The following is a 24,172-nucleotide window of genomic DNA, read 5'->3' as shown; positions in this document are numbered from 1 at the left end:
AACCATGCACGAGGTCGTAAGAGCGCGTAACGCGATCATGGTCGGGGCGCCCTTGCGGGAAATTACCGGCATGGTCCGGCGGTGTCGCGGCTCGTGCTGCACGGCCTGCAAGACGTACAGAACGCCTTGCAGGCGCGGTCTCTGGGGCCTGAGGCACGAATGGCGTGCGTCGTCTGGAACTCCTGTCTCCGGTTCCCCCGCTTCCGCTGCCCAGGTCAGCGCTGCGGAGACCGCACCCTCGCGGCGATCACCGCGGCGATCGCTGTGAGGAACGCGAAGATCGTGGCCAGCCCGATCGCGACCCCGTCGCTCTTGTCGAAGCCGAAGACGAACTTGAATTGCGCGCCGAAGGTGGTGGTGCCCTGCAGCGGGCCCAGCACGAGGATCGCCACTACGTAGAGCACACACAGCGCGCACAGTGTCCATGCGCCGGAAGGCCTGCGGTCGAACGTGAACCTCGCTGGGACCACCAGCAACCCGGCGCTGATGACGCCGCCGACCACGTTCTCCCACACCAGGCTGGACCAGCGACCGGTCGGCCCGGTGGCGTAGACGACGCTGTGGAGCGCGAACCAGCCGAGCATGCAGGCGGTGAGCAGCGCAAGGGTGCCGGCGATCACCGCCGCCGAAGCATGTGCCCTCGGCCTGGGCGGCGCTGTCCACGGGATCGGCCCGCCACCCCACGGCGCGGGTCCGCCCGCCATCGGCGGCTGGGTCGGGCGGGCGGGCGCGCCGGGGATGAGCGCACCAGGCTCCGCAGGCCCGACGCCCGGTGCCGGCGTGGGCGGGGTGTCGACGCGCGTCGGTACGTAGGCGACCCCGCCCGTCCGCGCCACCTCTTCCAGCGCCGTCAACGCCTGCGCCGTGCCGGCGCGCTGTACCGGATCCTTCGTCAGCAGTGCCTCGAGGACCACCCACAGACCCTCCGCGCGCAGCGCGGGGCGCGGCATCCCGGTGACCACGGCGATGCACAGCGCGGTGAAGGTCTCGGCGCTGAACGGGGGTTCGCCCTCCACCGCGCAATACAGCGTCGCCCCGAGCGACCACAGGTCCGTTGCGGGCGCGGGAGTCTGGCCCGAGAGCTGCTCAGGGGCCATGTAGGCGGGCGTGCCGATGAGCGTTCCGGTGTGGGTGAGCGCCATCGTGGAATCCACCAGGTGCGCGATCCCGAAGTCAGTGATGATCACCCGGTCGTCCATCAGCAGGACGTTGTCCGGCTTGAGGTCACGATGGATGATCCCCGCCGCGTGGGCGCGGCTGAGTGCGCGCAGCATCGCCGCACCGATCTCCGCGACCCTTCGGACCGGCAGCCCGCCGCTCTGCTCGATCGCCGCTGCGAGGGACATTCCGGCCACATACTCCATGACGATCACAGGCGCGCCCGCGTGTTCGACCACGTCGTGCACGGTGATGATCCCGGGATGGTTCAACCGCGCGGCCGCACGCGCCTCACGCAGGACGCGCTGGAGAAGGACCTCCCGTTGATCGGCGGTTATTCCCTGCGGGAACATCACCTCCTTCACGGCGACATCCCGCTCGAGCGTCTCGTCCCGGCCCCGCCACACGCGGCCCATGCCGCCCTGCCCGATCAGCTCCACGAGCCGGTACCGGCCGCCGATCAACTCTCCGTCTTTGTTTGCCACATCGGACCCCCGTGGCGAAGAAGCCGGGTCCCACGTCCGGTCCGGCCCCGGTACCTCGATGTCTGCCACAGCTGACCCCCTTCAGTTGCGCAACCTGCACAGAACCTACCTCTCCGCTCATCGCCCAAAGGCAGACCGCCTGGGACAGGTGAGACACCATCAGGCCCGGTGGGACCGGACACCGACCGCATCGGACGGCCCGGATCGCCCACAGGCTGTTGTCCGAGCCGCGGTCAGGCCCGGCGAAATAGCCGCTGAAGAGGGCGCATGTGCAGTCAGCATGCGGGCGCGGCCTGCGTCTGAACTCCGGGTCGGACGCGGCGGGTTGGGGCATGCTGGGGGTGATCTCACGCACTCTGTTTCGGTGGCAGGAGTCCGGTCGGTGTTACGCATTCACTTCACGGCGGAAGACCTCGCCCGGACACGGGTGGCCGCAACGATCGGCGTCGCAGCGGAGGTCTACTACAGCCTGGAGCTGCTGAGAGACAACCGGGAGCCTCCTCACTTCCGCTCGTGGCGGTCAGCGGTCGCGGGCCGGATGGGAGCGGACACGCGCCCCCTGACCTCCTTGGTTCCGGTGCGCGGTCCCGGGCTTGATCTGCTGGCCCTGATGGGTGATGTGCCCTCCCTGGACCACGCCGTGGACAATCTGCTGCACGCGCCGGTGACCCGACTGCGACGCGAGTTCGAGGGTCTCGACTTCCACCCCGGACACCTGCCATGGGCGAGACGGGTGGCCGAGGGCGACCGTGACGCGCGGCGGGAGCTCGCCGAGGCCGTGCGCGCCTGCCACCGGCTGACCGTGGAGCCGTACTGGCATCGAGGGCGGTCCGAACTGGTCGCGCTGTCCACCCGTTGCGCGAACCTGATGCTGGAGGGAGGCATCGATCTGCTGCTGCGGTCGATCTGCGCACCACTGGTCCGCTGGCGTCCGCCGGTGCTCGAAACGCCCTACCCGCGCCGAGTTGAGGTGCATCTCCAGGGGAGGGGGCTGATCATCACGCCCACGGTCTTCGCGAAGCGCCCGGTGAGCTTTCTGTGGGATCCGCTCGATACCGCCCAGCCACCCCGACTCACCGTGCCGGCTCTCCGTCGGCCGCTGACCGGTACCGGACCGGCGGGAGCGGACGCCTTCGCCGGGCGGAACCTGGCGTCTCTGCTCGGCCGCACGCGAGCTGCCGCCCTGCATGTGACGGCAGAAGGCTGTACGACGAGCGAACTGGCCCGCCGCCTCAACGTCACCGCCGCAGCGGCCAGTCAGCACGCGACAGTGCTGCGGAACACGGACCTCATCACCACGAGCCGCCGAGGCGGGTCCGTGCTGCACCTCATCACCCCCCTCGGGCTGGCCCTGCTGCGAACCGGCGCCCTGACGGAACCGTGAGGCCCACGGGCACCGCGGCTGCCGTCCCGGCCCCCTTTAAGCCGTGACTTAAGAGGTGGGCCGCAGGTGGCCGGCCTGCCCAGGATGTGGAGCCGCAACCGGCTCATCCCATCCTGGAGATCGCATGAAGACTCATATCGCCGCCGCCGTCGGTGCCGTCCTGCTGACCGCGGGCACGTTGCTGGGCGCTCCCGCCGCCGGCGCGCAGACCGCGACCGCGACCGCCGCGACCGCCTATCCCACCAGCGACTTCAACATCACGTTCGGCGCCACATGGACCAGGGGAACCGTCACTTGGTACAACCGGTCGGTCCGAGTCGTCGGGCAGCACAGGTCCGCAGTGGCGGACAGTGCGGTCACGTGCCGGACCACGTGGGCCTACGCCCTCCAAGCGGACCGTGCCGTGATCGGCCAGGGCGGCGGCTACCCGATCGCCTGCGGCACCATCGCGTCCTACGACTTCCCCGTTCCCGCGGACCAGCCCGGCGGCGCCGCGTACGTCAGGGTCTGTCTCGATGACGGGAACCTCAAGGACCTCGCATGCCAGCTCATCGCCAGGCCGCGTTAGCCGGCGAGCTGAGGCCGGCTGGAACGCTCGGAACGGTCCTCGCCCTGGTCGACACCCTTTGGGCGGGGGCTGTTCGGTGGCGTGGGGGCTTCTGCCTGCGATGTCGATAGGCGATCATCTTCAGTCATGGACATGACTACGAAGTCCCGGAGCTTCCGCCGCCGGGCGTGGACCTGGGCAGCCGTCGCCGGCCTCGCTCTCGCCTTCAACGCCGGATCGCCGGCCGGGGCCGACACCACCGATCCCGTACTCGCCAAGACCCTCGACCGGCTCATCAGCGACACCCGGCTGGACGGCTCCCAGGTCGGCGTGGTCGTGAGCGACGCCAAGACCGGGCAGACGCTCTACCAGCGCGACGGCAGCAAGAGGCTCGTCCCCGCGTCGAGCACCAAGCTCCTGACGGCGACCGCGGCCATGCAACTGCTCGGGCCCGACTACCGGTTCAGCACCGATGTGCTCGCCGACGGGACGCGCCACGGAGCCGTACTCAAGGGCGACCTCTACCTGCGCGGCACCGGTGACCCCACCATGCTGGGCAAGGACTACGACACGCTGGCCGCCCAGGTCGCCGCCGCCGGGATCCACCGGGTCACCGGCAAGCTGATCGCCGACGACACCCGCTTCGACAGCAACCGGCTCGGCGCGTCATGGGCGGCCGACGACGAGTCCGCGTACTACTCCTCGCAGATCTCCCCGCTGACCGTGGCCCCGGACACCGACTACGACGCCGGTACCGTGCTGGTGAAGGTCGCCCCGGGTGCCGCCCCGGGCGATGTTCCCGTGGTGGGCCTCACCCCCGCCAACGACTACGTCCACATCGAAAATCGCGCCACCACCGTGGCCGCGGGCCAGAGCAACACCCTCTCCGTCGAACGCGAACACGGCAGCAACACCATTGTCGTTACGGGCTCCGTGCCGGTCGGCAGTGCCGCCGCCAGCTCGTGGATCAGCGTGTGGGAGCCCACCGGTTACGCGACGAACGTCTTTGCGCATGCCCTGGCCGACCACGGTGTGAAGGTGGTCGGTTCCGTCCGGCTGGGCAAGGCCACGCCCAAGCAGGCCAAGGCTGTCGCCGCTCACCCGTCGATGCCGCTGAAGGACCTGCTCACCCCGTTCCTGAAGCTGTCCAACAACAACCATGCCGAAGTGCTGGTCAAGACCGTCGGTTATGAAGTGAAGGGGAGCGGCACCTGGTCGGCCGGGCTGTCGGCGATCTCCGACTATCTGCGCACCCTGGGTGTCGACCCGGCCGCCCTGCGGCAGGTCGACGGCTCCGGTCTGTCGCGGATGGACGTGGTGTCCCCGGCGCAGTTCACCCAACTGCTGGTCGCCGTACGCCACAAGCCGTGGTTCCAGGATTGGTACGACGCCCTGCCGATCGCCTGCGTGGCCGACCGCATGACCGGCGGCACCCTGCGCTCGCGCATGTGCGGCACCCCGGCCGCAGGCAATGTCCACGGCAAGACCGGCTCCCTGACCGGTGTGTCCGGGCTCTCCGGGTACGTCACCGACGCCGACGGGCGGGAGCTCGTCTTCAGCGTCCTCAGCAACAACTACGTGGCCAGTTCCGTGAAGGGGATCGAGGACTCCATCGGTGCCGCACTGGCCTCGTATCGGGCCGACGGGACAGGAGGCACGCAGAGGGCAGTGAGTCCGCGTGCTGCTACTCGGGGCGGCACCGGTCTCGAATGCTCCTGGACCAAGCCCGCTAGCTGCTGAGGGTGATGCGGATGCCGATCGTGCCCGTCGCGCCTCGGCGGAGTTTGCTGCCCAGCAGGGTGAGGCGGCCGACGATGCCGTACTTGCGGGCCAGCAGCGTGCGGTAGCGGGCCGTTCCGGCGGCGTCGAGGATCTCCGCCGTCGCCGGGACCTGGTCGCCTGTCGGGTTGCCGCGCAGGTCGCAGGGGCCGACCAGGACGTCGCTGCGGTTGCGGATGCGCTTGACCTTCCAGGAGTCGGTCACCGTCCATACGCCGAGCGTCTCGTCGTCCCGGATCACCCAGACCGGCGTCGGTACCGTGCTGCCGTCCTTCTTGTAGGTGGTGACCAGGAGGTATTTGCCGGTGGAGAGAGTGTCGAGAAGCGTGTCAGCCATGGTCGGCAGCATAGGCGGCGCGCGCACTCACAAGGACTTTGCCCAGCGCGTGAGTGTGGTGAAGTCCGGCGCCCGCAGGCCGTAGCGCGGGTGGATCCGCAGGAGCAGTGACGGGGCGTCGTGGTTCTCCGCGATGTACGTCGTGTCCCGGTCCGTGATCATGTCGTCCACCCAGGCGAAGGGACGGCCCGCCGCCCACTTGAGGAGGTGGCGGGTCTTCCAGTAGAGACCGTCCGGGTCGTGTGCGAAGAGTTCAGGCCATTCGATGACGGGGAGCGGCGCGGGCAGGCCTATCGCCGGGGCGATCATCTCGTTTGCCTCGTGCATCCAGGTGGTCGCCCACGTCAGTTCGTAGGGGAGCGCTGCGAGGCGTGCGCCGTGGGTGGGGTTCAAGTAGACGCGGAGGCCCCGGCGGTGGGCGCGCGAGCCCGGGGTCTGGCGGGAGAGCCAGTTGGAGGGGAGGAAGCGGTGGGTGGCGTAACCGTGGAGGCGCGGGAGGTGGGACGCGTAGGGGTTCAGCGGGCCGTCCACGTCCAGGAGGAGCAAAGGGCGCTCTGTCATGGGTAAGTGTTGCCCGGTGTGATGCCCCGTCAAGTCATGGGCGGGGCGCGGAGTTGGGTGTTGGGGTGGTGGGGGCGCGCCATGCGGTGAGTACGGTTTCGATGGCGGGGGACACGATGGCGCGGGCTGCGTTGCGTGGTGTTCCCGCCATGAGCAGTTCGTCGTAGGGCGTGTCCACGTGCCGGATCGATGCTCGTACGGCTGCTGTCGTCGTCTCTTCGTGCAGCGCTCTGCCCGCCGCGCTCCGGCCCACCCGGCCGCTGCCCCGGAGCGATGCGTGGGAGGCGATCTCGACAGCTCGTTCCGGTGGGCAGGAGGGGTAGAGGCGGGATGTCTCGGCTGTGAGGGCTCTGGTGAAGGCCGCGTCCTCCTTCGAACGGCGTTGTGCGTCTCTCGTACGGCGGCGGGCTCTGGACTCCGCGTCCGCCAGACACGCTTCCTCCGCCCGGGCCAGAGCCTCCTCCTCCACGAGGATTCCCTGGCGTTCGTAGCGCCGGCGGTTTCTGTTGAAGCGGACCACCACTGCCGAGAGGGTGCTGTGTTCGCGCGCCCTGCGCGTGAGTGTGGTGTTGCCGCGCGGGAGGTAGACCAGGTGGCCCAGGTCCGCGCAGTCCAGGCAGCGTGCGGTGTCGGACTCCACGAACAGGCGGGCGTACGGGCCCTGGTGGCATTCCGCGCAGTGCCGTGGCCTGCGCGGCTCGACGACCGTGAGGGCGGGTGCGTCGGGCGGCGGGTGGGGCATCTTGCTTCCAATAATCGTTCGAGTAAAGGGAGTTGGTGTTGGTAGTTTTCCTTTCGTGGCGAAACTCAATCAGATCATTGCCGTCGAAAAGGGAATCAAGTCCAAGTCCCACCAGGACCTGACCGCTGCCCATCACGGGCTGCAGAAGCCGGTGCTGCTGTCGGGCATCTCCCGTACGTACCAGCCCAAGGACGAGGAGGGCGAGCAGCTTCCGCCCGAGTCGACCAGGGTGCAGGTGCAGGCCGAGGACGTGCTGCGGGAGACCGCCGCGACGCTGACGCGGCTCTTCGATGTCACCGCCACCAAGGACTGGGCCAACTGTTCCGCGCGGGCCGATGTCCTCGTGGACGGACGGGTGTTGGTGGGGGCCGTCCCCGTTTCGTATCTGCTCTTTCTCGAGAAGCAGCTCACCGATCTCCATACCTTTGTACGGAAGCTTCCCGTGCTGGACGCCTCCGAGTCCTGGGTGCAGGATCCGTCCGCCGACGCGTGGCGGACCGAGCCCGTACGGACCGTGCGGACCAAGAAAGTGCCCCGTAACCATGTGAAGGCCGAGGCCACCGAGAAGCACCCGGCTCAGGTCGAGGTGTACTACGAGGACCTGCCGGTGGGGTACTGGACCACCGTGAAGTTCTCGGGTGCCCTGCCCGCCCGGCGCGTCAATGAGCTGCTCGCCCGCGTGGAGAAGCTTCAGCAGGCCGTGAAGTTCGCACGCGAGGAGGCGAACGGCGTGGACGTGACCGACGAGCGGGTGGGTGACGCCGTCTTCGGCTACCTGTTCGGGTAGCCCCCACATACCCCCCGGCTGCCACAGCGCGGCCGGGGTGCGCGAGGAGCGCAAGCTCAGACTGAAGCTTGTCGTGACGACGCGGTTCCAGTGGAGGTTCGAGTCCTCCTCGCGGCATTACGTGCCGCGGTAGCCCAACTGGCAGAGGCAGACCGCGATCAATCTCAGACTCTTGCTCCAGACTCAGCATTCGCCGCTCATCGCCGGATCGACCGGGCCCGGGCAGGGTCGTCGGTTGCGGGTTCGACCCCCGCCCGCCCCTCTCCGTGGGGCGGTAGCTCAATGGCAGAGCGCGACGACGTAACGAATGACCTGTGCCCTCAAGCGTGCCGGCGTGTGCAGGAGGGCGGCATCAAAAGGGCCCGGGGGTTGGACATACCCTCGGGCCCGCTCCCGTTTTCGGGGGTTGTTTCAGCCGCCCGATGTCGTTACGGAATCCTTCGTTTCCGGCGCCCAGGCGATCGACGCCAGCGTGCCGATCAGCAGCACCGCCGCCAGCCAGTACATCGACCAGCTCAGGCCCCAGGCGTCCAGGCTCACGGGGAGGATGAACGTACCGACGGCCGAGGCGATACGGCTCGTACCGTTGAGGAAGCCGACGCCCGTGGCGCGCAGATGCGTGGGGTAGAGCTCGGCCGGATAGACCTGGGTGAGGTTCGATGCGCCCGCCATCACGAAGGTGTAGACGAGGAACGGGATCATCAGCGCGACTGTCGAGCCGTTCGCGAAGATGCCTACGAAGGACAGCGCCACCGTCATGATCCCGAAGGTGATGATCACCAGGGGGCGGCGGCCGATCTTCTGCAGGTACCAGAGGCCGACGATGCCGCCCGCCAGCAGGAAGAGGTTGAGCAGGAGGTTCTGGAGGTTCACGTCCGGGACGTTGAGCGTCTCCAGGATCGTCGGCATGAAGGTGTAGATCGCGAAGTACGGGAGCACCTGCGCGCTGTAGAAGACGAGGCCGAACCAGGTCCGTGTGGCCTGGCCCGGCGAGAACATCTCCCGGTAGGCGTCCGAGTGGTTCGTGTGGGTCGATGCCGGGGCGTTCGCCGCGTCGCCGAGTTCGGCCTTGAGGTACTTGTGGGCGATCGACCTGGCCTCCGCGACCCTGCCCTGACTGATCAGCCAGCTGGGTGATTCCGGAGTTCCGATACGGAGCAGGAGCACCAGGAGCGCGGGGATCGCGCCGGTCGCGAGCAGGATGTACGCGCCGTTCTCGGTGTCGCCGAGGTACGTGCCCAGGATGCCGGCGATGACGTAACCGACCGTCCACATCACCGTCAGCGAGCCCAGCAGGACGCCGCGCAGGCGCCTGGGCGCGAACTCCGAGAGCATCGTCGGGCCGACCGCGTAGTCCGCGCCGAGGCCGAAGCCGATCAGGACGCGGAGTGTGAAGAGCACGGTCGGGTCCTTCGCCCAGAACTGCGCCGCCGAGGCCAGCGTGATCAGGACGAAGTTGTAGATGTAGAGCTTCTGGCGGCCGATGATGTCGCCGACCCGGCCCAGGATGATCGAGCCGAAGAAGAGGCCGATCAGGGCCGATGCGCCGAGCAGGCCCTGCCAGATGCCGGAGAGGTTCTGGGTGCTGGTGAGGGTGGAGAGGACCGCGCCGATCATGCCGAGCGCGTAGCCGTCGGAGAAGTTGGCGCCGAAGGTCGTCGCCGTCACCCGGAGGTGGAAGGGCCTCAGCGGGGCCTCGTCGAGTGACGGGGCGAGGCCGGTAGCGGGGGTGGCCAGTTTCGACATCGGCTGCTCTCTCGTCTCGCTCATCGGGAGATCGGCTTCGGCAGATCGCCAGCCATCCTGCCTCTTCAAGACCGATAAGGGAATACTTCTATACGGACGAGTGAACTTTGAATACTCCACTTACAGGGGGTGCGCCGGTCTTCTGGAGCGTATGGCCGAGATCGTTTGGGCGCATGCGGGAGGGGCCCGTGGGGACGCGTGTGGCCAGTACGGTGAGGCGGTTTGCAGGGGAAGCGAGAGGTGGAGAGTGCAGATGAGGAAGCTGTTTGCTGTGGCCGGATGCGTGGCCGCGCTCGCGCTCGTGCCCTCGGCCGCCGTGGCCACGCCCGGCGGTGGGGTGAGCGGGACGATTCTCGCGAAGGGCACGTCGGAGGGCGCTCTGAAGCTGAAGACCAGCGGGGCCACGGATGTCGTGGTACGGACGCTGACCATCGCGCCGGGCGGTACGACCGGGTGGCACTACCACCAGGGGCAGGTCATCGCCGTCGTGGAGTCCGGCACGCTGACGCGCACGCTCGACGACTGTTCTGTGGAGACGACCACCGCGGGGAAGTCGTTCGTGGAGCCCGCGGGGGGCAGGCACATCCATGTGGGGCGGAATCTGGGCAGCACACCGGTCGTGCTGTACGTGACCTATCTGCTGCCCGAGGGGGCGCCGATCTCGGTGGACGCGGACGCGCCCGCGGGGTGCCCGTAATTCCGTGCCCGTAATTCCGTGCCCGTAGTTCAGTGCGCCGCCGGCACGGTTCCGTACGCGCCGAAGCCCGCGATGATCCGGTCGCCGCGGAACGTCAGCACCTCGTACACCCGGCCGCCGAACTGGTTGCGGAAATCGATGACCAGGGAGTCGACGCCCGCCCTCACGTCCATCACCTCGAAGTGCAGGTCGGGCATCCGGCTGAGGCCCGTGCTCCAGTACTCCCGGAGCGCCGCCTTGCCGCGGACCCTGCCCGACGGGTCACCGTTGAAGCGCTCGATCATGGGCGAGGAGAAGGTCACGTCCTCGCCGTAGTGGGCGAGGATCCGGTCCAAGTCGTGGGAGTTCCAGGCGTCCTGCCACTCGGTGGCGAACTTCTGCGCGAAAGCGAGGTCCATGGTGCGGAGGGTAGTGGCGCGGCGTCGGTGATGATGGTCGGGTGCGACGACTTGAAGCGATCACCTGGGAACGGATGACGGAATTCCTTGCCCGCCGAACGGACCGGCTCGTGGCCGGCGACGGCGGGCCGTGGGCCAAGGTGGCGATCGACGGGGCATCGGCAGCGGGGACGGGGGAGCTGGCCGAAGCGCTCGCCGAGGCGCTCCGGGCGCGCGGGCGGTCCGCGTTCGTGGTGGGGACGCAGGGGTTTCTGCGGCCGGCCTCACTGCGGTTCGAGTACGGGAAGCAGGACCCGGACTCCTACTTCGACGGGTGGTTCGACACCGCGGCGCTGTGGCGCGAGGTGTTCGGGCCGCTGGAGGCGGGCGGCAGCGGGCGGGTGCTGCCCGATCTGTGGGACCCGGCGAGGGATCGCGCGACCCGGAGCCCGTATCAGGAGCTGCCGGAGAACACGGTCGTCCTGGTGCACGGGCCGCTGCTGTTCGGGCACTGGTTCCCGTTCGACCTCGGCGTGCATCTGCGGCTCTCGCCGGGGGCGCTCCAGCGCCGTACCGCGGAGGACGAGCAGTGGACGCTGCCCGCCTTCCGGCGGTACGAGGAGGAGACCGACCCGGCGGGGACCGCGGATGTCGTCGTACGGATGGACCATCCCGAGCACCTCGCCTGGAACGGCTGAGGGTCAGGGCCGGGGGGCAAGGCCAGGGTCAGTCGGGGCACGGCCCTGCCCCGAGCGAGACCGTGATCCGACGGGGCGGGGCCTCGCCGGTCCGGATGTCGAGCGGCAGGCAGATGCGGCCGGTGGGGCCCGCGACGAAGAACCCGCCCACGTACGCTGTCCTGCCCTTCGGGCAGGCGTGGAACGCCACCTCCTGGGCCGAGGAGTAGTCCCACTGCTGGCCGTATTCCAGGCCCGCCTTCGTGCGCGCCTGCGGTGCGACGCTCACGGTGACACTCGCGCCCGCCGCTATCTCCGCGCCGATTTTGTAGTGCCAGCCGTCGCTCTGCTGCGCCGCGAATCCTTCGAGGTCGGAATGGGCCCGGTCCTTGAGGCCCGGCCAGCGAAGGGGGCCGACCACGACGTCGTGTGTGCTGGGTTGCCTGGTGGGGACGGGGGAGATGTGGGCCTCGGCGCTGACGCAGCGGACGATGCGGGAGTCCTTGGTGCCGAACTCGGTCGGCGCTGGGGTGGGAGCGGCCGTGGTTGCCGGGGCTGCGGTGGTCGTCGGGGCTGCGCTGCGGGTCAGGTCGGGCCTGTTGTCGTGGGAGGCCGTGCAGGCCGCTGCCAGTGCGCAGGCGGTCGCGACCACCAGTGCCGTACGCGATCTCATGGAGCCTCCGGTCGTCCGCCGATCACCGTCACCGCCCGTGCACCCGCCCGGCAGCCCGCCGCCGCGGCCGCCGTGTCGTCGGCCCCCGACAGCCGCGCCGCGAGGAATCCGCCGGTGAACGCGTCGCCCGCACCCGTCGAGTCCACCGCCCTGGCCTCGACTCCGGGGACGCGGGCCGTCACCACACCATTGGTGGCCAGGAGCGCCCCGCCCGCCCCCAGTGTGACCGCTACCAGGGGGAAGTGCCGGCTCAACTTGGCTGCCGCGTCGGCCGGTTCGGGCAGTCCGGTGAGCAGGCGTGCCTCGTCCGCATTGGGCAGCAGAATGTCCACGCCTTCCACCGCCGTCAGGAAACGGTCCACGCCGAGTGTGGTGATGAACCCCGTGGACGCCGGATCCACGCTCACCGGGATGCCCCGCACCCGGGCGTCCCGTGCCGCCAGCCGGGCCGTCTCCCGGCTGGTGTCCGCGAAGAACAGATAGCCGGAGAGGTGCAGATGGGCGACCCCGGCCAGCAGTTCCGGCGACCAGTCGTCCACGGTCAGGCGCAGGGACGCGCCGCTGTCGGTGAGGAACGTGCGCTCGGCCGCCGCGTCGACCAGGGCGATGACCGTCGCGGTCGGCGCCTGCGGGTCGGTGATCAGCAATGGCCGCACCCGCGCGCGCCGCAGCCGCAGGTCGTGCCAGGACGCCGAGTCCGTCCCGACCCGGGCCAGCAGCGTGACGTCCGCCGGCCCCGAAGCCGCCGCCCAGCACGCCGCATTGGCCCCTGCACCGCCCGGCAGCGTCCGGATCTCCGCCACCGTGTCCGTCGCGGGCGCGAGCGGGCCGCGGTGGCGGGCCACGATGTCCGTGACCACGTCCCCGACGACCAGAAGCGCACCGGCCGCCGTGCTCACAATGCCGCCGCTATGCGGGCCGCCAGCCGTACGTTGCCCCGCACCGCCGCCAAGTTGGCCTCCAGGGACGCTCCTTCGGTCCTCCTCATCAAGTACTCCAGCAGGAACGGCGTCACCGCCTGCCCCGTGATCCCCTGCTTCCTGGACTCGCCGAGCGCCTCCTCGAGCACCCGGTCGTGCAGCTCCGGGTCCAACTGGTCCTCCACAGCGACCGGGTTGGCCACGATCAGCGCCGTCTCCGCCCCGCCGAGCGCCGCCTGCGCCCGTATCACCGCCACCACCTCCTCCGGTGTGTGCGCCGTCCAGTCCACGGGCTCGCCCGAACTGGTCAGATAGAACCCCGGGAACGTCGCCGTCCCGTACCCCAGGATCCCCACCCCCAGCGTCTCCAGCCGCTGCAGCGTGGCCGGGACGTCCAGGATCGACTTCACCCCCGCACACACCACCGCGATCCGCGTCCTCGCCAGCAGCCGCAGGTCCGCCGACTCGTCCTGCGTCCCGGTCCACTCCCGGTGTACGCCCCCGAGCCCGCCCGTGGCGAAGACCCGGATCCCCGCCCGCGCGGCCAGGAACGCCGTCGCCGACACGGTCGTCGCCCCGCTCGCGCCCGCCGCCACGGCCGGGGCGAGGTCACGATGACCCAGCTTCCGTATGGAGTCGTCGCTCGCCACCCGCTCCAACTCGGCCTTGTCCAGGCCGATATGGGGCTGACCGTCGAGCACGGCGATCGTCGCCGGAACCGCGCCCCCTTCCCGCACCAGCGCCTCCAGCTCCTCCGCGACCCTCAGATTCCGGGGCCTCGGCAGGCCGTGCGCGATGATCGTCGACTCCAGGGCGACCACGGGACGGCGTCGGGTCAGCGCGTCCCGTACCTCTTCGGACAGCAACAGCGTGGTCTCTGACATGTCCCCATTCCTGGCGCGGCGGCCGCGACGGCAAACCCGCAAGCCCCTACACGAGCCGCTTTATCTCGCCCCGCACCCGGTAGAAGCCACCGGACGAGGTGTGCAGCGCGTCCACCACATAGCGGGCGCCGACCTGCCGTATGGAGCGGGGGAACTGGACGTGCCAGGTCGGCTCATAGCCGTCCGAGACGACCTGGACCCGCAGCCGCCCGCTCACCTGGACGCACTCCACGACGATCCCGGCCCCGGGCGCGGGCATCGCGCTCACCGTCGCCACGGTCGCCGCAGGGGTGTAAGTCGGCAGCGCGGCAGCCTCCTTGACGTCCCTGGCCACCGGCACCGTGCCGGTCTGCGCCGCCGTGATCGCCGCCTCGCTCGCGTCGATGCAGGCCAGCGAGCCGTCCGTCGTGACGATGTACAGCCTCTCGTCGCGGTACTGCATCGAGAGCGCCGAGCCACCGCCCGTGCCCAGCTTCCACAGCCGGTTGCCGTCCGCGTCGAAGCAGTAGACCGAGGAGGCGGAGTCGCCCGCGAAGACGTACTGGCCGCCGGGGGACGTGGCGCACGAGTACACCGCCGTGTCACAGGCGTACGTCGCCTCGATCCGGCCCGTCGCCTTTGAAAGCCGCTCCACCACGCGCCGGCCCGTGCCCGCGTACACGGCGGTGTCCTCCTGCCAGCCGAACAGGACGTTCCCCGTGGTCCTCGTGTGCCACAACTCCCCGCTGCCGTCGGCCGCGTAGGCCGTCACCCCGTGGCTGTGCCCGTGGAAGACCGCGCGGTCGTCCACGCGCACCATCCACGCGCCGGATCCCGCGGACCGCCGTGACCACTGGAACTCGTCCTCGTGGTCGATGACCGTCAGACCGCCGTTGCGGTCCGCGACATTCAGCACGCCCTCATGGATGTCCAGCCAGAAGATGTCGACGTCGTCGGCGATCTCATAGGCGGCGAAGGGCACCTTCGAGGACAGGTCGTACACCTTGCCGTCGTCGCACCCCGCATAGATCCAGAAGTCGTCCGCCACCAGGCACTTGACCCCGTCCGGCAGCGAGAACCTGGCCAGCACCTCGCCGTCGTGGCCCAGGGTGTAGACATCGCCGCGCTGGTTGCCCACCCAGCAGTGGTCCTCGTCGATATGGATCCCGAAGGCCGACGCGCCCGTACGGAACCGCCACAGCACCGGTGCGGTCGCCCGCGCGGTGGAGGGCGCGGAGGTCACCTGACGTCTCGTCACGGGGCGCGCGGCGCGCTGCCCCCGCACCGATGGCGCGTACCCCTTCCGTACCTTCTCGCCTATCTTCTTCGCCGCCGCGGCCTTCGCCTTCTCCGCCGACGGGAAGGTCGAGACCTGGTGCTGTCCGTCCGCGCCGATCCGTCCGTAACGCACCGAAACCGTCGTCCCGTTGACGGTCACCTCGTAGAATTTGTGCGCCCCGCCGTCGTCCTGCGAAAGCTCCAGATACGTCGTCTTCCCCGCCTGCCCAGCCGCCATGGCACACCCCTCCCCACGGACCGGCCTGTGCGGCCGATCTTCAGTGATCCCAACGTAGACGGCACCACTGACAATCGACCGCACAGAGTCATCACCACAGGTCAGACCGCACGCACCCCGTTCAGTGCACCATGCGGGTCCAGTACGTACTTACGGCTCGCGCCCTGGTCGAACTCGGCGTAGCCGCGCGGCGCTTCCTCGATCCCGATGACCGTCGCGTTGACCGCCTTCGCGATGTGCACCTTGTCGTGCAGGATCGCCTGCGAGAGCGCGCGGTGGTACTTCATCACCGGGCACTGCCCCGTGGTGAAGTGGTGGCTCTTCGCCCAGCCGAGCCCCAGGCGCACCTTGAGCGTTCCGGTGCGCGCGTCCTGGTCGACGCCGCCCGGGTCGTCCGTGACGTACAGACCGGGGATGCCGAGCGCCCCGCCCGCCTTCGTGACGCCCATCAGGGAGTTGAGTACGGTCGCCGGCGCCTCGGGGGCGTCCGCGCTGCCGTGCCCGCGCGCCTCGAAGCCGACCGCGTCGACCGCCGCGTCCACCTCGGGCTCACCCAGGATCTCGGCGATCTGTTCCTCCACCGGGCCTCGGCTGACGTCCACGGTCTCGCAGCCGAAACTCCTGGCCTGCGCCAGACGTTGGGCATTGAGATCGCCCACGATCACGACCGCGGCGCCGAGCAGCTGTGCGGACGCCGCCGCCGCGAGCCCGACGGGGCCCGCACCGGCCACGTACACCGTCGATCCCACGCCCGCGCCCGCCGTCACCGCACCGTGGAAGCCGGTCGGGAAGATGTCGGACAGCATGGTGAGGTCGAGCAGCTTCTCGCGGGCCGCGTCCCGGTCGGGGAAGCGCAGCGCGTTGAAGTCGGCGTACGGGACCATGACGTACTCGGCCTGGCCGCCCACCCAGCCACCCATGTCGACATAGCCATAGGCCGCGCCTGGACGGGCCGGGTTGACGCTGAGGCAGATGCCGGTCTTGCGCTCCTTGCAGTTGCGGCAGCGGCCGCAGGCGATGTTGAACGGCACCGAGACGATGTCCCCGACGTCCAGGAACTCCACGTCAGGGCCGCGCTCGACGATCTCTCCGGTGATCTCGTGCCCGAGGACCAGGCCCTCGGGTGCGGTGGTGCGGCCTCGCACCATGTGCTGGTCGCTGCCGCAGATGTTGGTGGCGAGCACCTTGAGGATGACCCCGTGCCGGCACTTGCGGCCGACGTTCTTGGAGGCCACCCCGGGCCCGTCCTGGAGTTCAAGCGTCGGGTAGTCGATCGTCCTGACCTCGACCGCTCCCGGCTTGAGATACGCGACTGCCCTGTTTCCGCTCATGGTTCGCCGTCCCTTCGGCTCTCGCTCGCGGATGATGCGGCTCGTGCGCGAGGTGGAGTCTGCTACCGGCGGGCCGGTCCGGCTAGCGTTCCCACAAGGGCAGCGCGTGGTCCTTCCGGACCTGGTCGCTAAGGTGACCGGCCATGACGACAATTGATCAAGCCCCCGCCTCCTTCGCCGTGCACATACCCGACGCCGAACTCGAGACCGAGCCGCTCGACCCGGCCCAGATCGTGTCCGGGACCCCGCAGGTCACCGGCAAGGTGCTGTGGGAGTCGGCGGACGGCAAGCAGCTGCGCGGCATCTGGCAGATCACGCCCGGTGTGGTGACCGATACCGAGGCCAACGAGCTCTTCGTGGTGGTCAGCGGGCGCGCGACCGTCGCCGTCGAGGGCGGGGACACCCTGGAGATCGGCCCCGGCTCCGCATGCGTCCTGCGCGAGGGCGACCGTACGACCTGGACGGTTCACGAGACGCTGCGCAAGGCGTACCACATCAGCCTGTAAGGGCCGCCTTCCCGCGTCTGGTGAACAGGGCGAGTGCGGCCAGCGGCAGCAGCAGACAGGCACCAGCCGCGTTGAGCCAGCCGTAACTCGCCTGCGCGACGATCAGTCCCGCCGCCGCGCCGCCGATGCCCGCCGCCGTGTTCATGGTGAGGTCGGAGAGCCCTTGCACGGCGGCGCGCGCCGGCTGCGGTACGGAGTCGGTGAGCAGCGCGGAGCCGGAGACCAGCCCGGCCGACCAGCCGAGTCCCAGGACAAAGAGCCCGGCGGCGGTCTGTCCGTGGCTGTCGCCAGCCGTGCCGGCCAGCAGGGCGGCACAGCACAGCAGCCCGACCGCGAGGCCGATCACCGACAGCCGGCCGAGCCGGTCCGACAGCCAGCCCATCAGCGGCGAGAACGCGTACATGCCCGCGATATGGCCGGAAATCACCAGCCCGATCAGCTGGATGTCCGCCCCGTGGTGGCTGAGCGCGACCGGTGTCATCGACATGATCGACACCATGGCGGTGTGCGAGACGGCGACCGCCACCAGTGCCAGCCGCGCACGGGGCGACGCGCGGACCGCCCGGACGCCGGCACGCAGTGAGCGTCCGGCCGGGTGCTGGTCCTCGGCGGGGGCCAGGGCGCGGGCGGTGAGCAGAGGATCGGGCCGCAGGAGAACGGCCACGAGCACCGCCGATACGAGAAAGACCCCGGCGGACCAGACGAAGGGGCCCGCGGCCGACGGGATGCCGAGCCCGGACACACTGCGGCCGGCGGGCGCCGCGATATTGGGGCCCAGGACCGCCCCGATCGTGGTGGCCCAGACGACGGTGGAGATCGCACGGGCACGCCGCTCGGGCTCCGCGAGGTCGGCGGCCGCGAAACGGGCCTGCAGATTGGCCGACGACGCAGCACCGAATCCGGCCATTCCCACGAGGAGCAGCGGGAAGCTGGAGATCACGGCGGCCAGCACGACCACCCCCGCGCCCACCGCCCCGATCAGATACGCGAGGACCAGACCGGGCCGCCGCCCGCGCGACGTCATCAGCGCGGCGAGCGGCACGGACAGCAGCGCGGTGCCGGTCACGGTCGCGGTGGGCGCGAGCCCCGACAGCGCCTCGGTGCCGCTGACCTGCTTGGCCAGTACGGCGGCGAGCGCGATGCCGGTCGCGACCCCGAGCCCGCCCAATATCTGGCTGGCTATGAGCACGGTGTTGATACGGCGCCGCAGGGCGGGCAGTGCACTCTCGGAGACAGGTGCGGCGGGCGAAGCGGCGGTCACTGAACGTATGCCTTGCCGCCCTCGGCCGCGAGCGCGGTGGCGATCCTGCGCTGCGTCTCGCGCCGCTCCTCCTCGGGGACGGCCGGCAGTGTTTCCTCCCACAGGGGCAGGAAACTGCCGCGCAGCTGGGTCATCCCCTCCGGCCGGGCGAGCAGCCACAGATGGAGATGCGCGCCGCCGTCGCCCCAGCGGTTGATGTGGACGCGCGCGATCCCGCCGAGCGAAAGCATCGCCCGCTCGACGCGCTGGAGCAGCGGACCCAACTCGGCGGCTCGCTCCGGCGGAAGGTCGGTCAGATCGTGGTGGCCGTGTGGAAGGAGCATCACGATGGCGGGGAGCCGCTGCTGCTCCTCGTGTACGGGGTCCACCCGCCAGTGCTCGTCGGCCCATATCGCGTCCGCCAGCGGCCGCTCGCAGGCGTGGCAGCCATCAGGGCCGTCCTCGCCGTTGCGCGGCGGCTCCGGGAGCACCGGAGGTGTCAGCGGTTTGACGTGAATGTCCCCGGTGAAGGGGAAGGTCTCCCAGCTCAGCATGGAGTCGGCGGGCAGCGTCAGTTGCTCCCCGATGGGCAGGCGGGCGACGAAGTCGCTGGGCTCGGGCACGGCCGGGGTGGTGGTCATCGCGGAAGTGTGCCATCAGAACAGTGGCTCGGGCAGCACTCCTTCCAGCGCCAGCAGCTGCCGCTTCGTCTCCAGGCCGCCGCCGAAACCGCCGAGTCCGCCGTCGCTCTCCACCACCCGGTGGCACGGCACCACCACCGGCAGCGGATTCGAGCCCATCGCCGCCCCGACCGCCTGCGCCGCCCCCGGCTGTCCGACCCGGCGGGCCAGGTCGCCGTATCCGACCACCGCTCCGTACGGCACACCGTCGGCGAGCTCACGCAGCACCTGGCGGTTGAAGCCGGACGTCAGTGACCAGTCCAGCCGCAGCGTGAACTCCCTCAGCCCGCCCGCGAAGTACGCCTTCAGCTGCCGTATCGGCTCGGCCAGCCGGGGCGAATCCGGCGCCTCGACGAGCTCCCCGCCCAGCCGTGCCCCGAGCTGTGCGAGCACCTTGTCCCGCACCTTCGCGTCGGCGTGGAAGACCACGCTCACCAGCCCCCTGCTCGTGGCGGCGAGCAGCAGCGGCCCGATGTCGCTCCCGACGACAGCCCACTCGACGTCCTGGCGCCTGTCCTCCGCGGTGTCCTCCGCTGTGTCCTGTTCCGCGCCCTGCGCATTGCTGTTCACACAAACCACGGTACGGCCGCCCACTGACAGTGCGGCGTCCGCTACTCTCACCCGAACATGTCAAGCACGGCCTCTCTGAAGGACGTTCAGCCATGCACGGCACTGTCGATGGTTTCAGCTACGGCCTCGTCACACCCGTCGCCGCGTTCCTCATGGCGTGCATGGGCGCGGCACTCGGGCTGCGCTGCACCACGAGGTCGCTGATGATCGAGCGATCGTGGAAATCCGGCTGGCTGGCGCTCGGCGCGCTCTCCATAGGCTCGGGCATCTGGACCATGCACTTCATCGCGATGATGGGCTTCAAGGTCGATGGCGCCCCGCTGACGTACGACCGGCCGACGACCTACGCCAGCCTCGGCATGGCCATCCTGATGGTCGGCATCGGGATCTTCATCGTCGGCTACCGCGGCGCGACGCCCATGGCCCTGGTCACCGGCGGCACCGTCACCGGCCTCGGCGTCGCCACCATGCACTACCTCGGCATGGCGGGAATGCGGCTCAACGGGCGCTTCGAGTACAGCACCCCGATCGTCGCGGTCTCCGTGGTGATCGCGGTGGTCGCCGCTACCGCGGCGCTGTGGGCCGCCGTGTCCATCCACGGGTTTCTGCCGAGCCTGGGCGCCAGCGCGGTCATGGGCGTCGCCGTGAGCGGGATGCACTACACCGGAATGGCCGCGCTCAGCGTCTCGCTGCACGGGAGCGGCACCAGTTCCGCGGGCGGGGACTCGTCCGCCGCGCTCCTCGCGCCGATGCTGATCGGCCCGGTGGTCTTCCTGTTCCTGGCGGGCGTGGTCGTGATGTTCGACCCGCTGGTGGTGATGGGCACCCCGGCCTGGGAGGAGCAGGGTCCTTCCCCCGCGTCCCGGGTTCCCGAGCGGCCCAAGGGCTGGTGATCCGCCGCGGTTGTCAGTGGGGGGTCGTACGGTGGTTCCATGCGGCCCGTTTCCAAGATCGAACGCACGGTGGCGCCCTTCGAGGTCGTCAGTCCCTACCAGCCCAGCGGTGACCAGCCGGCGGCCATCGCCGAGCTGGAGAAGCGCATCCGCGCAGGTGAGAAGGATGTCGTCCTGCTCGGCGCCACCGGCACCGGAAAGTCGGCGACCACCGCCTGGATGATCGAGAAGCTCCAGCGCCCCACCCTGGTGATGGCGCCGAACAAAACCCTCGCCGCCCAGCTGGCGAACGAATTCCGCGAGCTGCTCCCCAACAACGCCGTCGAGTACTTCGTCTCGTACTACGACTACTACCAGCCCGAGGCGTACGTCCCGCAGTCCGATACGTACATCGAGAAGGACTCCTCGATCAACGAGGAGGTCGAGCGGCTGCGCCACTCCGCGACGAACTCGCTGCTCACCCGGCGCGACGTCATCGTGGTCGCCTCCGTCTCGTGCATCTACGGCCTCGGCACGCCGCAGGAGTACGTCGACCGGATGGTGCCCCTCAAGGTCGGCGAGGAGATCGACCGCGACCAGCTGCTGCGCCGCTTCGTCGACATCCAGTACACCCGCAACGACATGGCGTTCACCCGAGGCACCTTCCGGGTGCGCGGCGACACCATCGAGATCTTCCCGGTGTACGAGGAGCTGGCCGTCCGCATCGAGATGTTCGGCGACGAGATCGAGGCGCTCTCCACGCTGCACCCGCTGACCGGCGAGATCATCAGCGAGGACCAGCAGATCTACGTCTTCCCGGCCACCCACTACGTGGCGGGCCCGGAGCGCATGGAGAAGGCGATCAACGGCATCGAGAAGGAGCTGGGGAGCCGCCTCGCCGAACTGGAGAAGCAGGGCAAGATGCTGGAGGCCCAGCGGCTGCGCATGCGCACCACGTACGACCTGGAGATGCTCCGCCAGATCGGCTCCTGCTCCGGCGTCGAGAACTACTCGATGCACTTCGACGGCCGCGACCCGGGCACCGCGCCGCACACCCTCATCGACTACTTCCCCGACGACTTCCTGCTCGTCCTGGACGAGTCGCATGTCACCGTCCCGCAGATCGGTGCGATGTACGAGGGCGATGCCTCGCGCAAGCGCACCCTCGTCGACCACGGCTTCCGGCTGCCGTCCGCGATGGACAACCGCCCGCTGAAGTGGGAGGAGTTCCAGAAGCGCATCGGCCAGACCGTCTATCTGTCGGCCACCCCGGGCAAGTACGAACTCTCGCGCGGCGACGGCTTCGTGGAGCAGGTCATCCGCCCCACCGGTCTCATCGACCCGGAAGTCGTCGTCAAGCCCACCGAGGGGCAGATCGACGACCTGGTGCACGAGATCCGCCTCCGCGTCGAGAAGGACGAACGGGTCCTGGTCACCACGCTCACCAAGAAGATGTCCGAGGACCTCACGGACTACTTCCTCGAACTGGGCATCCAGGTGCGGTATCTGCACAGCGACGTCGACACGCTGCGCCGTATCGAGCTGCTGCGCGAGCTGCGCGCCGGCGAGTACGACGTCCTGGTCGGCATCAACCTGCTCCGTGAGGGCCTCGACCTGCCCGAGGTCTCCCTCGTCGCCATCCTCGACGCCGACAAGCAGGGCTTCCTGCGCTCCGGCACCTCGCTGATCCAGACCATCGGCCGCGCGGCGCGCAACGTCTCCGGTCAGGTCCATATGTACGCCGACAGGATCACCCCGGCGATGGCGCAGGCCATCGACGAGACCAACCGGCGCAGGGAGAAGCAGGTCGCGTACAACAAGGAGCGCGGTCTCGACCCGCAGCCGCTCCGGAAGAAGATCAACGACATCGTCGCGACGATCGCCCGCGAGGAGGTCGACACCGAGGAGCTGCTCGGTTCCGGCTACCGGCAGGCGAAGGAGGGCAAGGGCGCCAAGGCGCCGGTGCCCGCGCTGGGCGGCAGGACGGCCAAGGGTGCGAAGACCGTCCCCACCGACCGCCCCGCCGCCGAACTGGCCGGGATCATCGAGGAGATGACCGAGCGGATGCGGGCCGCCGCCGCCGACCTGCAGTTCGAGGTGGCCGCGCGACTGCGCGACGAGGTCGGTGAGCTGAAGAAGGAGCTGCGCCAGATGAAGGAGGGCGGCCTCGCCTGAGACCGCGGCGCCCGGCGTCCGTCCCGGCCTGACCCGGGCCTGACCCTGGCCTGCCCCGGGCCGCCCCCGGTGTGTTGCAAGACCGCCACAAAAGCGGGCCGGGTCACCGCGTCTTCCGCGCCAGTGCATAGGGTGCGGGGAAAACGTGGGGAATCCGGAGAAGGGACAGCCGTGACGGCCAATTTTGCCAAGGGCCCTGGCGTCAACCTGACCAAGGGTCAGGCCATCAGCCTGCAGAAGAACGACGGGGGAACACTCACCTCGGTGCGGATGGGGCTCGGCTGGCAGGCGGCGCCGCGCCGCGGGCTGTTCGGCTCACGTACCCGTGAGATCGACCTCGACGCGTCCGCGGTGCTCTTCGCCGACAAGCAGCCGGTGGACGTGGTGTTCTTCCGCCATCTGGTCAGCGACGACGGCTCGGTCAAGCACACCGGCGACAACCTCGTCGGCGGCGCGGGGCAGGGCGGCGACGACGAGTCGATCGTGGTCGACCTCCAGCGGGTGCCGGTCCACATCGACCAGATCGTCTTCACGGTGAACTCCTTCACCGGCCAGACGTTCCAGGAAGTGCAGAACGCGTTCTGCCGCATCGTCGACGAGACGAACGGCGACGAGCTCGCCCGCTACACCCTGGACGGCGGCGGCCAGTACACCGCGCAGATCATGGCGAAGGTGCACCGCTCCGGCTCCGGCTGGCAGATGACGGCCCTCGGCAACCCTGCCAACGGCCGCACCTTCCAGGACCTGATGCCGTCGATCCTGCCGCATCTGTAGAAGTAGAAGAAGAAGCGGTTCGGTCTGCTCGCAGCTCCCGGGGACTCTCCGTCGCCGGGAGCTGCCGCACATCATCAACAGCAGCAGTGCGACGAGGGGGAATGGGCGATGACGGCCGAGCTGGTACGGGGACAGAACCACCCCCTTCCCCAGACGCGACTGGAGATCAGGGTGTCGGCGGGCCGCCCGGTCGTGGCCGGTGCCACGCTCGGTGACGAGCACGGCGCCGTCCGGGGCGCCGAGTGGGTGGCCCACCCCGGATCGCCCCAGCTGCCCGGCCTCGAAGTCTCCCGGCAGGCGGCCGCCGACCACCGGCTCGCCGTGGACCTGGAGGCCGTCCCCGAGACCGTGCACCGGGTGAGCGTGCTGCTCGCCCTGCCGGTCGGCGTCGGCGGCCCTGTCTCCTTCGCCTCCCTCGCCGCACCCTTCGTCGCCGTCACCTCGCTCGACGGCTCCGAGGTCGCCAGCTACACCATCACCGGCCTGGACGCCGAGTCGGCGGTCGTCGCCCTGGAGCTCTACCGCAGGCAGGGTGCCTGGAAGGTCAGGGCCGTCGGCCAGGGCTATGCGGGCGGCCTCGCCGAGATGCTCACCGACCAGGGCCTCCCGCACGGCCGTGAACTCGCCTCCACGATCCTGGACGCCGTCGCAGGAGGCCTGGCCCGCTCGGTGGCCGCGCCCCCGCCGCGTACGACGGACAGCGACCGGGTCCGTACGAACGCGGGCGCACTGCCCGGACCGGAAGGCACCCAGCAGCCCGCCGCCGCCCCGGAGC

At 69.7% G+C, this 24,172-nt stretch carries 25 protein-coding genes; 11 read left to right on the top strand and 14 right to left on the bottom strand.

The genetic code is table 11. The annotated features are described in order from the left end of the window. Positions 1–215 precede the first annotated feature (215 nt). Complete coding sequence (locus tag J0695_RS14535; protein WP_206962440.1) at positions 216–1,643, bottom strand: serine/threonine-protein kinase; 1,428 nt, start codon at positions 1,641–1,643, stop codon at positions 216–218. Positions 1,644–2,025: 382 nt separating this feature from the next. Between J0695_RS14535 and J0695_RS14530 the strand changes: the two genes are divergently transcribed. The 3 genes from J0695_RS14530 to dacB all read left to right on the top strand — a co-directional run bounded on the left by J0695_RS14530 (position 2,026) and on the right by dacB (position 5,314). Beyond that, positions 2,026–3,027, top strand: a complete 1,002-nt coding sequence (locus tag J0695_RS14530; protein WP_206962439.1) for an ArsR/SmtB family transcription factor — start codon at positions 2,026–2,028, stop codon at positions 3,025–3,027. 124 nt (positions 3,028–3,151) lie between these two features. Continuing rightward, positions 3,152–3,595, top strand: coding sequence for a hypothetical protein (locus tag J0695_RS14525; RefSeq protein WP_206962438.1), 444 nt, complete (start codon positions 3,152–3,154; stop codon positions 3,593–3,595). 132 nt (positions 3,596–3,727) lie between these two features. After that, entirely contained in the window at positions 3,728–5,314 is a 1,587-nt protein-coding gene (gene dacB, locus J0695_RS14520; RefSeq protein WP_206962437.1) for a D-alanyl-D-alanine carboxypeptidase/D-alanyl-D-alanine endopeptidase, read from the top strand. Here dacB and J0695_RS14515 read toward each other — a convergent pair. The 3 genes from J0695_RS14515 to J0695_RS14505 are packed head-to-tail and all read right to left on the bottom strand — an operon-like array spanning position 5,304 to position 6,993. Next, positions 5,304–5,690 carry a PPOX class F420-dependent oxidoreductase gene (locus J0695_RS14515; protein ID WP_206962436.1) on the bottom strand — a complete coding sequence of 129 codons (387 nt, stop codon included), beginning with the start codon at positions 5,688–5,690 and terminating at the stop codon, positions 5,304–5,306. The two genes, dacB and J0695_RS14515, sit on opposite strands and share 11 nt — an antisense overlap. Before the next feature lie 27 nt (positions 5,691–5,717). After that, positions 5,718–6,251, bottom strand: coding sequence for an HAD domain-containing protein (locus J0695_RS14510; RefSeq protein WP_206962435.1), 534 nt, complete (start codon positions 6,249–6,251; stop codon positions 5,718–5,720). A 34-nt stretch (positions 6,252–6,285) separates the two neighbouring features. Beyond that, positions 6,286–6,993 (bottom strand): DUF2293 domain-containing protein, encoded by a 708-nt coding sequence (locus J0695_RS14505; RefSeq protein WP_206962434.1) that lies wholly within the window; start codon positions 6,991–6,993, stop codon positions 6,286–6,288. Positions 6,994–7,048: 55 nt separating this feature from the next. Between J0695_RS14505 and J0695_RS14500 the strand changes: the two genes are divergently transcribed. Continuing rightward, positions 7,049–7,780 (top strand): DUF7873 family protein, encoded by a 732-nt coding sequence (locus J0695_RS14500; RefSeq protein ID WP_206962433.1) that lies wholly within the window; start codon positions 7,049–7,051, stop codon positions 7,778–7,780. Positions 7,781–8,191: 411 nt separating this feature from the next. Here J0695_RS14500 and J0695_RS14495 read toward each other — a convergent pair whose 3' ends face one another. Further along, positions 8,192–9,550 carry an MFS transporter gene (locus J0695_RS14495; protein ID WP_206962432.1) on the bottom strand — a complete coding sequence of 453 codons (1,359 nt, stop codon included), beginning with the start codon at positions 9,548–9,550 and terminating at the stop codon, positions 8,192–8,194. 229 nt (positions 9,551–9,779) lie between these two features. Here J0695_RS14495 and J0695_RS14490 point away from each other — a divergent pair, with 229 nt between their 5' ends. After that, entirely contained in the window at positions 9,780–10,223 is a 444-nt protein-coding gene (locus tag J0695_RS14490) for a cupin domain-containing protein (protein ID WP_206962431.1), read from the top strand. Between the two features lie 29 nt (positions 10,224–10,252). Here J0695_RS14490 and J0695_RS14485 read toward each other — a convergent pair whose 3' ends face one another. Continuing rightward, complete coding sequence (locus J0695_RS14485) at positions 10,253–10,621, bottom strand: nuclear transport factor 2 family protein (RefSeq protein WP_206962430.1); 369 nt, start codon at positions 10,619–10,621, stop codon at positions 10,253–10,255. 74 nt (positions 10,622–10,695) lie between these two features. On the opposite strand from J0695_RS14485, the gene J0695_RS14480 reads away from it, so the two are divergent. After that, a complete protein-coding gene (locus tag J0695_RS14480) occupies positions 10,696–11,298 on the top strand; it encodes a nucleoside/nucleotide kinase family protein (RefSeq protein WP_206962443.1) in 603 nt (200 codons plus the stop codon). Positions 11,299–11,326: 28 nt separating this feature from the next. On the opposite strand, the gene J0695_RS45175 is transcribed toward J0695_RS14480, so the two are convergent. The 5 genes from J0695_RS45175 to fdhA form a co-directional block, all read right to left on the bottom strand. Then, positions 11,327–11,950, bottom strand: a complete 624-nt coding sequence (locus tag J0695_RS45175) for a hypothetical protein (protein WP_206962429.1) — start codon at positions 11,948–11,950, stop codon at positions 11,327–11,329. Continuing rightward, entirely contained in the window at positions 11,947–12,849 is a 903-nt protein-coding gene (locus J0695_RS14470) for a carbohydrate kinase family protein (RefSeq protein WP_206962428.1), read from the bottom strand. Before J0695_RS14470 ends, J0695_RS45175 begins: the two co-directional genes overlap by 4 nt. Beyond that, positions 12,846–13,754, bottom strand: coding sequence for a pseudouridine-5'-phosphate glycosidase (locus J0695_RS14465; RefSeq protein ID WP_206962427.1), 909 nt, complete (start codon positions 13,752–13,754; stop codon positions 12,846–12,848). Before J0695_RS14465 ends, J0695_RS14470 begins: the two co-directional genes overlap by 4 nt. 46 nt (positions 13,755–13,800) lie before the next feature. Then, positions 13,801–15,249 carry a WGR domain-containing protein gene (locus J0695_RS14460; RefSeq protein ID WP_206962426.1) on the bottom strand — a complete coding sequence of 483 codons (1,449 nt, stop codon included), beginning with the start codon at positions 15,247–15,249 and terminating at the stop codon, positions 13,801–13,803. A 101-nt stretch (positions 15,250–15,350) separates the two neighbouring features. Continuing rightward, a complete protein-coding gene (fdhA, locus tag J0695_RS14455) occupies positions 15,351–16,580 on the bottom strand; it encodes a formaldehyde dehydrogenase, glutathione-independent (RefSeq protein WP_206962425.1) in 1,230 nt (409 codons plus the stop codon). Positions 16,581–16,723: 143 nt separating this feature from the next. On the opposite strand from fdhA, the gene J0695_RS14450 reads away from it, so the two are divergent. Then, positions 16,724–17,086 (top strand): cupin domain-containing protein, encoded by a 363-nt coding sequence (locus J0695_RS14450; RefSeq protein WP_206962424.1) that lies wholly within the window; start codon positions 16,724–16,726, stop codon positions 17,084–17,086. Here J0695_RS14450 and J0695_RS14445 read toward each other — a convergent pair. Genes J0695_RS14445 through J0695_RS14435 form a run of 3 tightly spaced genes read right to left on the bottom strand, consistent with a single transcriptional unit; the run spans position 17,076 to position 19,480 of the window. Beyond that, positions 17,076–18,356: an MFS transporter gene (locus tag J0695_RS14445; protein ID WP_372445766.1), complete on the bottom strand. Its 1,281-nt coding sequence runs from the start codon at positions 18,354–18,356 to the stop codon at positions 17,076–17,078. The genes J0695_RS14450 and J0695_RS14445 overlap by 11 nt on opposite strands. Continuing rightward, positions 18,344–18,967 (bottom strand): HIT family protein, encoded by a 624-nt coding sequence (locus J0695_RS14440; RefSeq protein WP_206962422.1) that lies wholly within the window; start codon positions 18,965–18,967, stop codon positions 18,344–18,346. The genes J0695_RS14445 and J0695_RS14440 overlap by 13 nt, the downstream gene beginning before the upstream one ends. A 15-nt stretch (positions 18,968–18,982) precedes the next feature. Further along, the gene (locus tag J0695_RS14435) at positions 18,983–19,480 is read right to left on the bottom strand and encodes a methylated-DNA--[protein]-cysteine S-methyltransferase (protein WP_307798624.1); all 498 of its coding nucleotides are present in this window, start codon (positions 19,478–19,480) and stop codon (positions 18,983–18,985) included. 188 nt (positions 19,481–19,668) lie between these two features. Here J0695_RS14435 and J0695_RS14430 point away from each other — a divergent pair, with 188 nt between their 5' ends. The 4 genes from J0695_RS14430 to J0695_RS14415 form a co-directional block, all read left to right on the top strand. Next, positions 19,669–20,469 carry an MHYT domain-containing protein gene (locus J0695_RS14430; RefSeq protein ID WP_206962421.1) on the top strand — a complete coding sequence of 267 codons (801 nt, stop codon included), beginning with the start codon at positions 19,669–19,671 and terminating at the stop codon, positions 20,467–20,469. Positions 20,470–20,508: 39 nt separating this feature from the next. After that, positions 20,509–22,623 carry an excinuclease ABC subunit UvrB gene (gene uvrB, locus J0695_RS14425; protein WP_206962420.1) on the top strand — a complete coding sequence of 705 codons (2,115 nt, stop codon included), beginning with the start codon at positions 20,509–20,511 and terminating at the stop codon, positions 22,621–22,623. A 207-nt stretch (positions 22,624–22,830) separates the two neighbouring features. Beyond that, positions 22,831–23,397, top strand: a complete 567-nt coding sequence (locus tag J0695_RS14420; RefSeq protein ID WP_206962441.1) for a TerD family protein — start codon at positions 22,831–22,833, stop codon at positions 23,395–23,397. 108 nt (positions 23,398–23,505) lie between these two features. After that, a partial coding sequence (locus tag J0695_RS14415) for a TerD family protein (protein WP_206962419.1) occupies positions 23,506–24,172 on the top strand: 667 nt, incomplete at its 3' end.

Source organism: Streptomyces beijiangensis (assembly GCF_017315755.1).
Taxonomy (GTDB): Bacteria; Actinomycetota; Actinomycetes; order Streptomycetales; family Streptomycetaceae; genus Streptomyces; species Streptomyces beijiangensis.
This window is presented reverse-complemented; position numbering and strand designations above follow the sequence as displayed.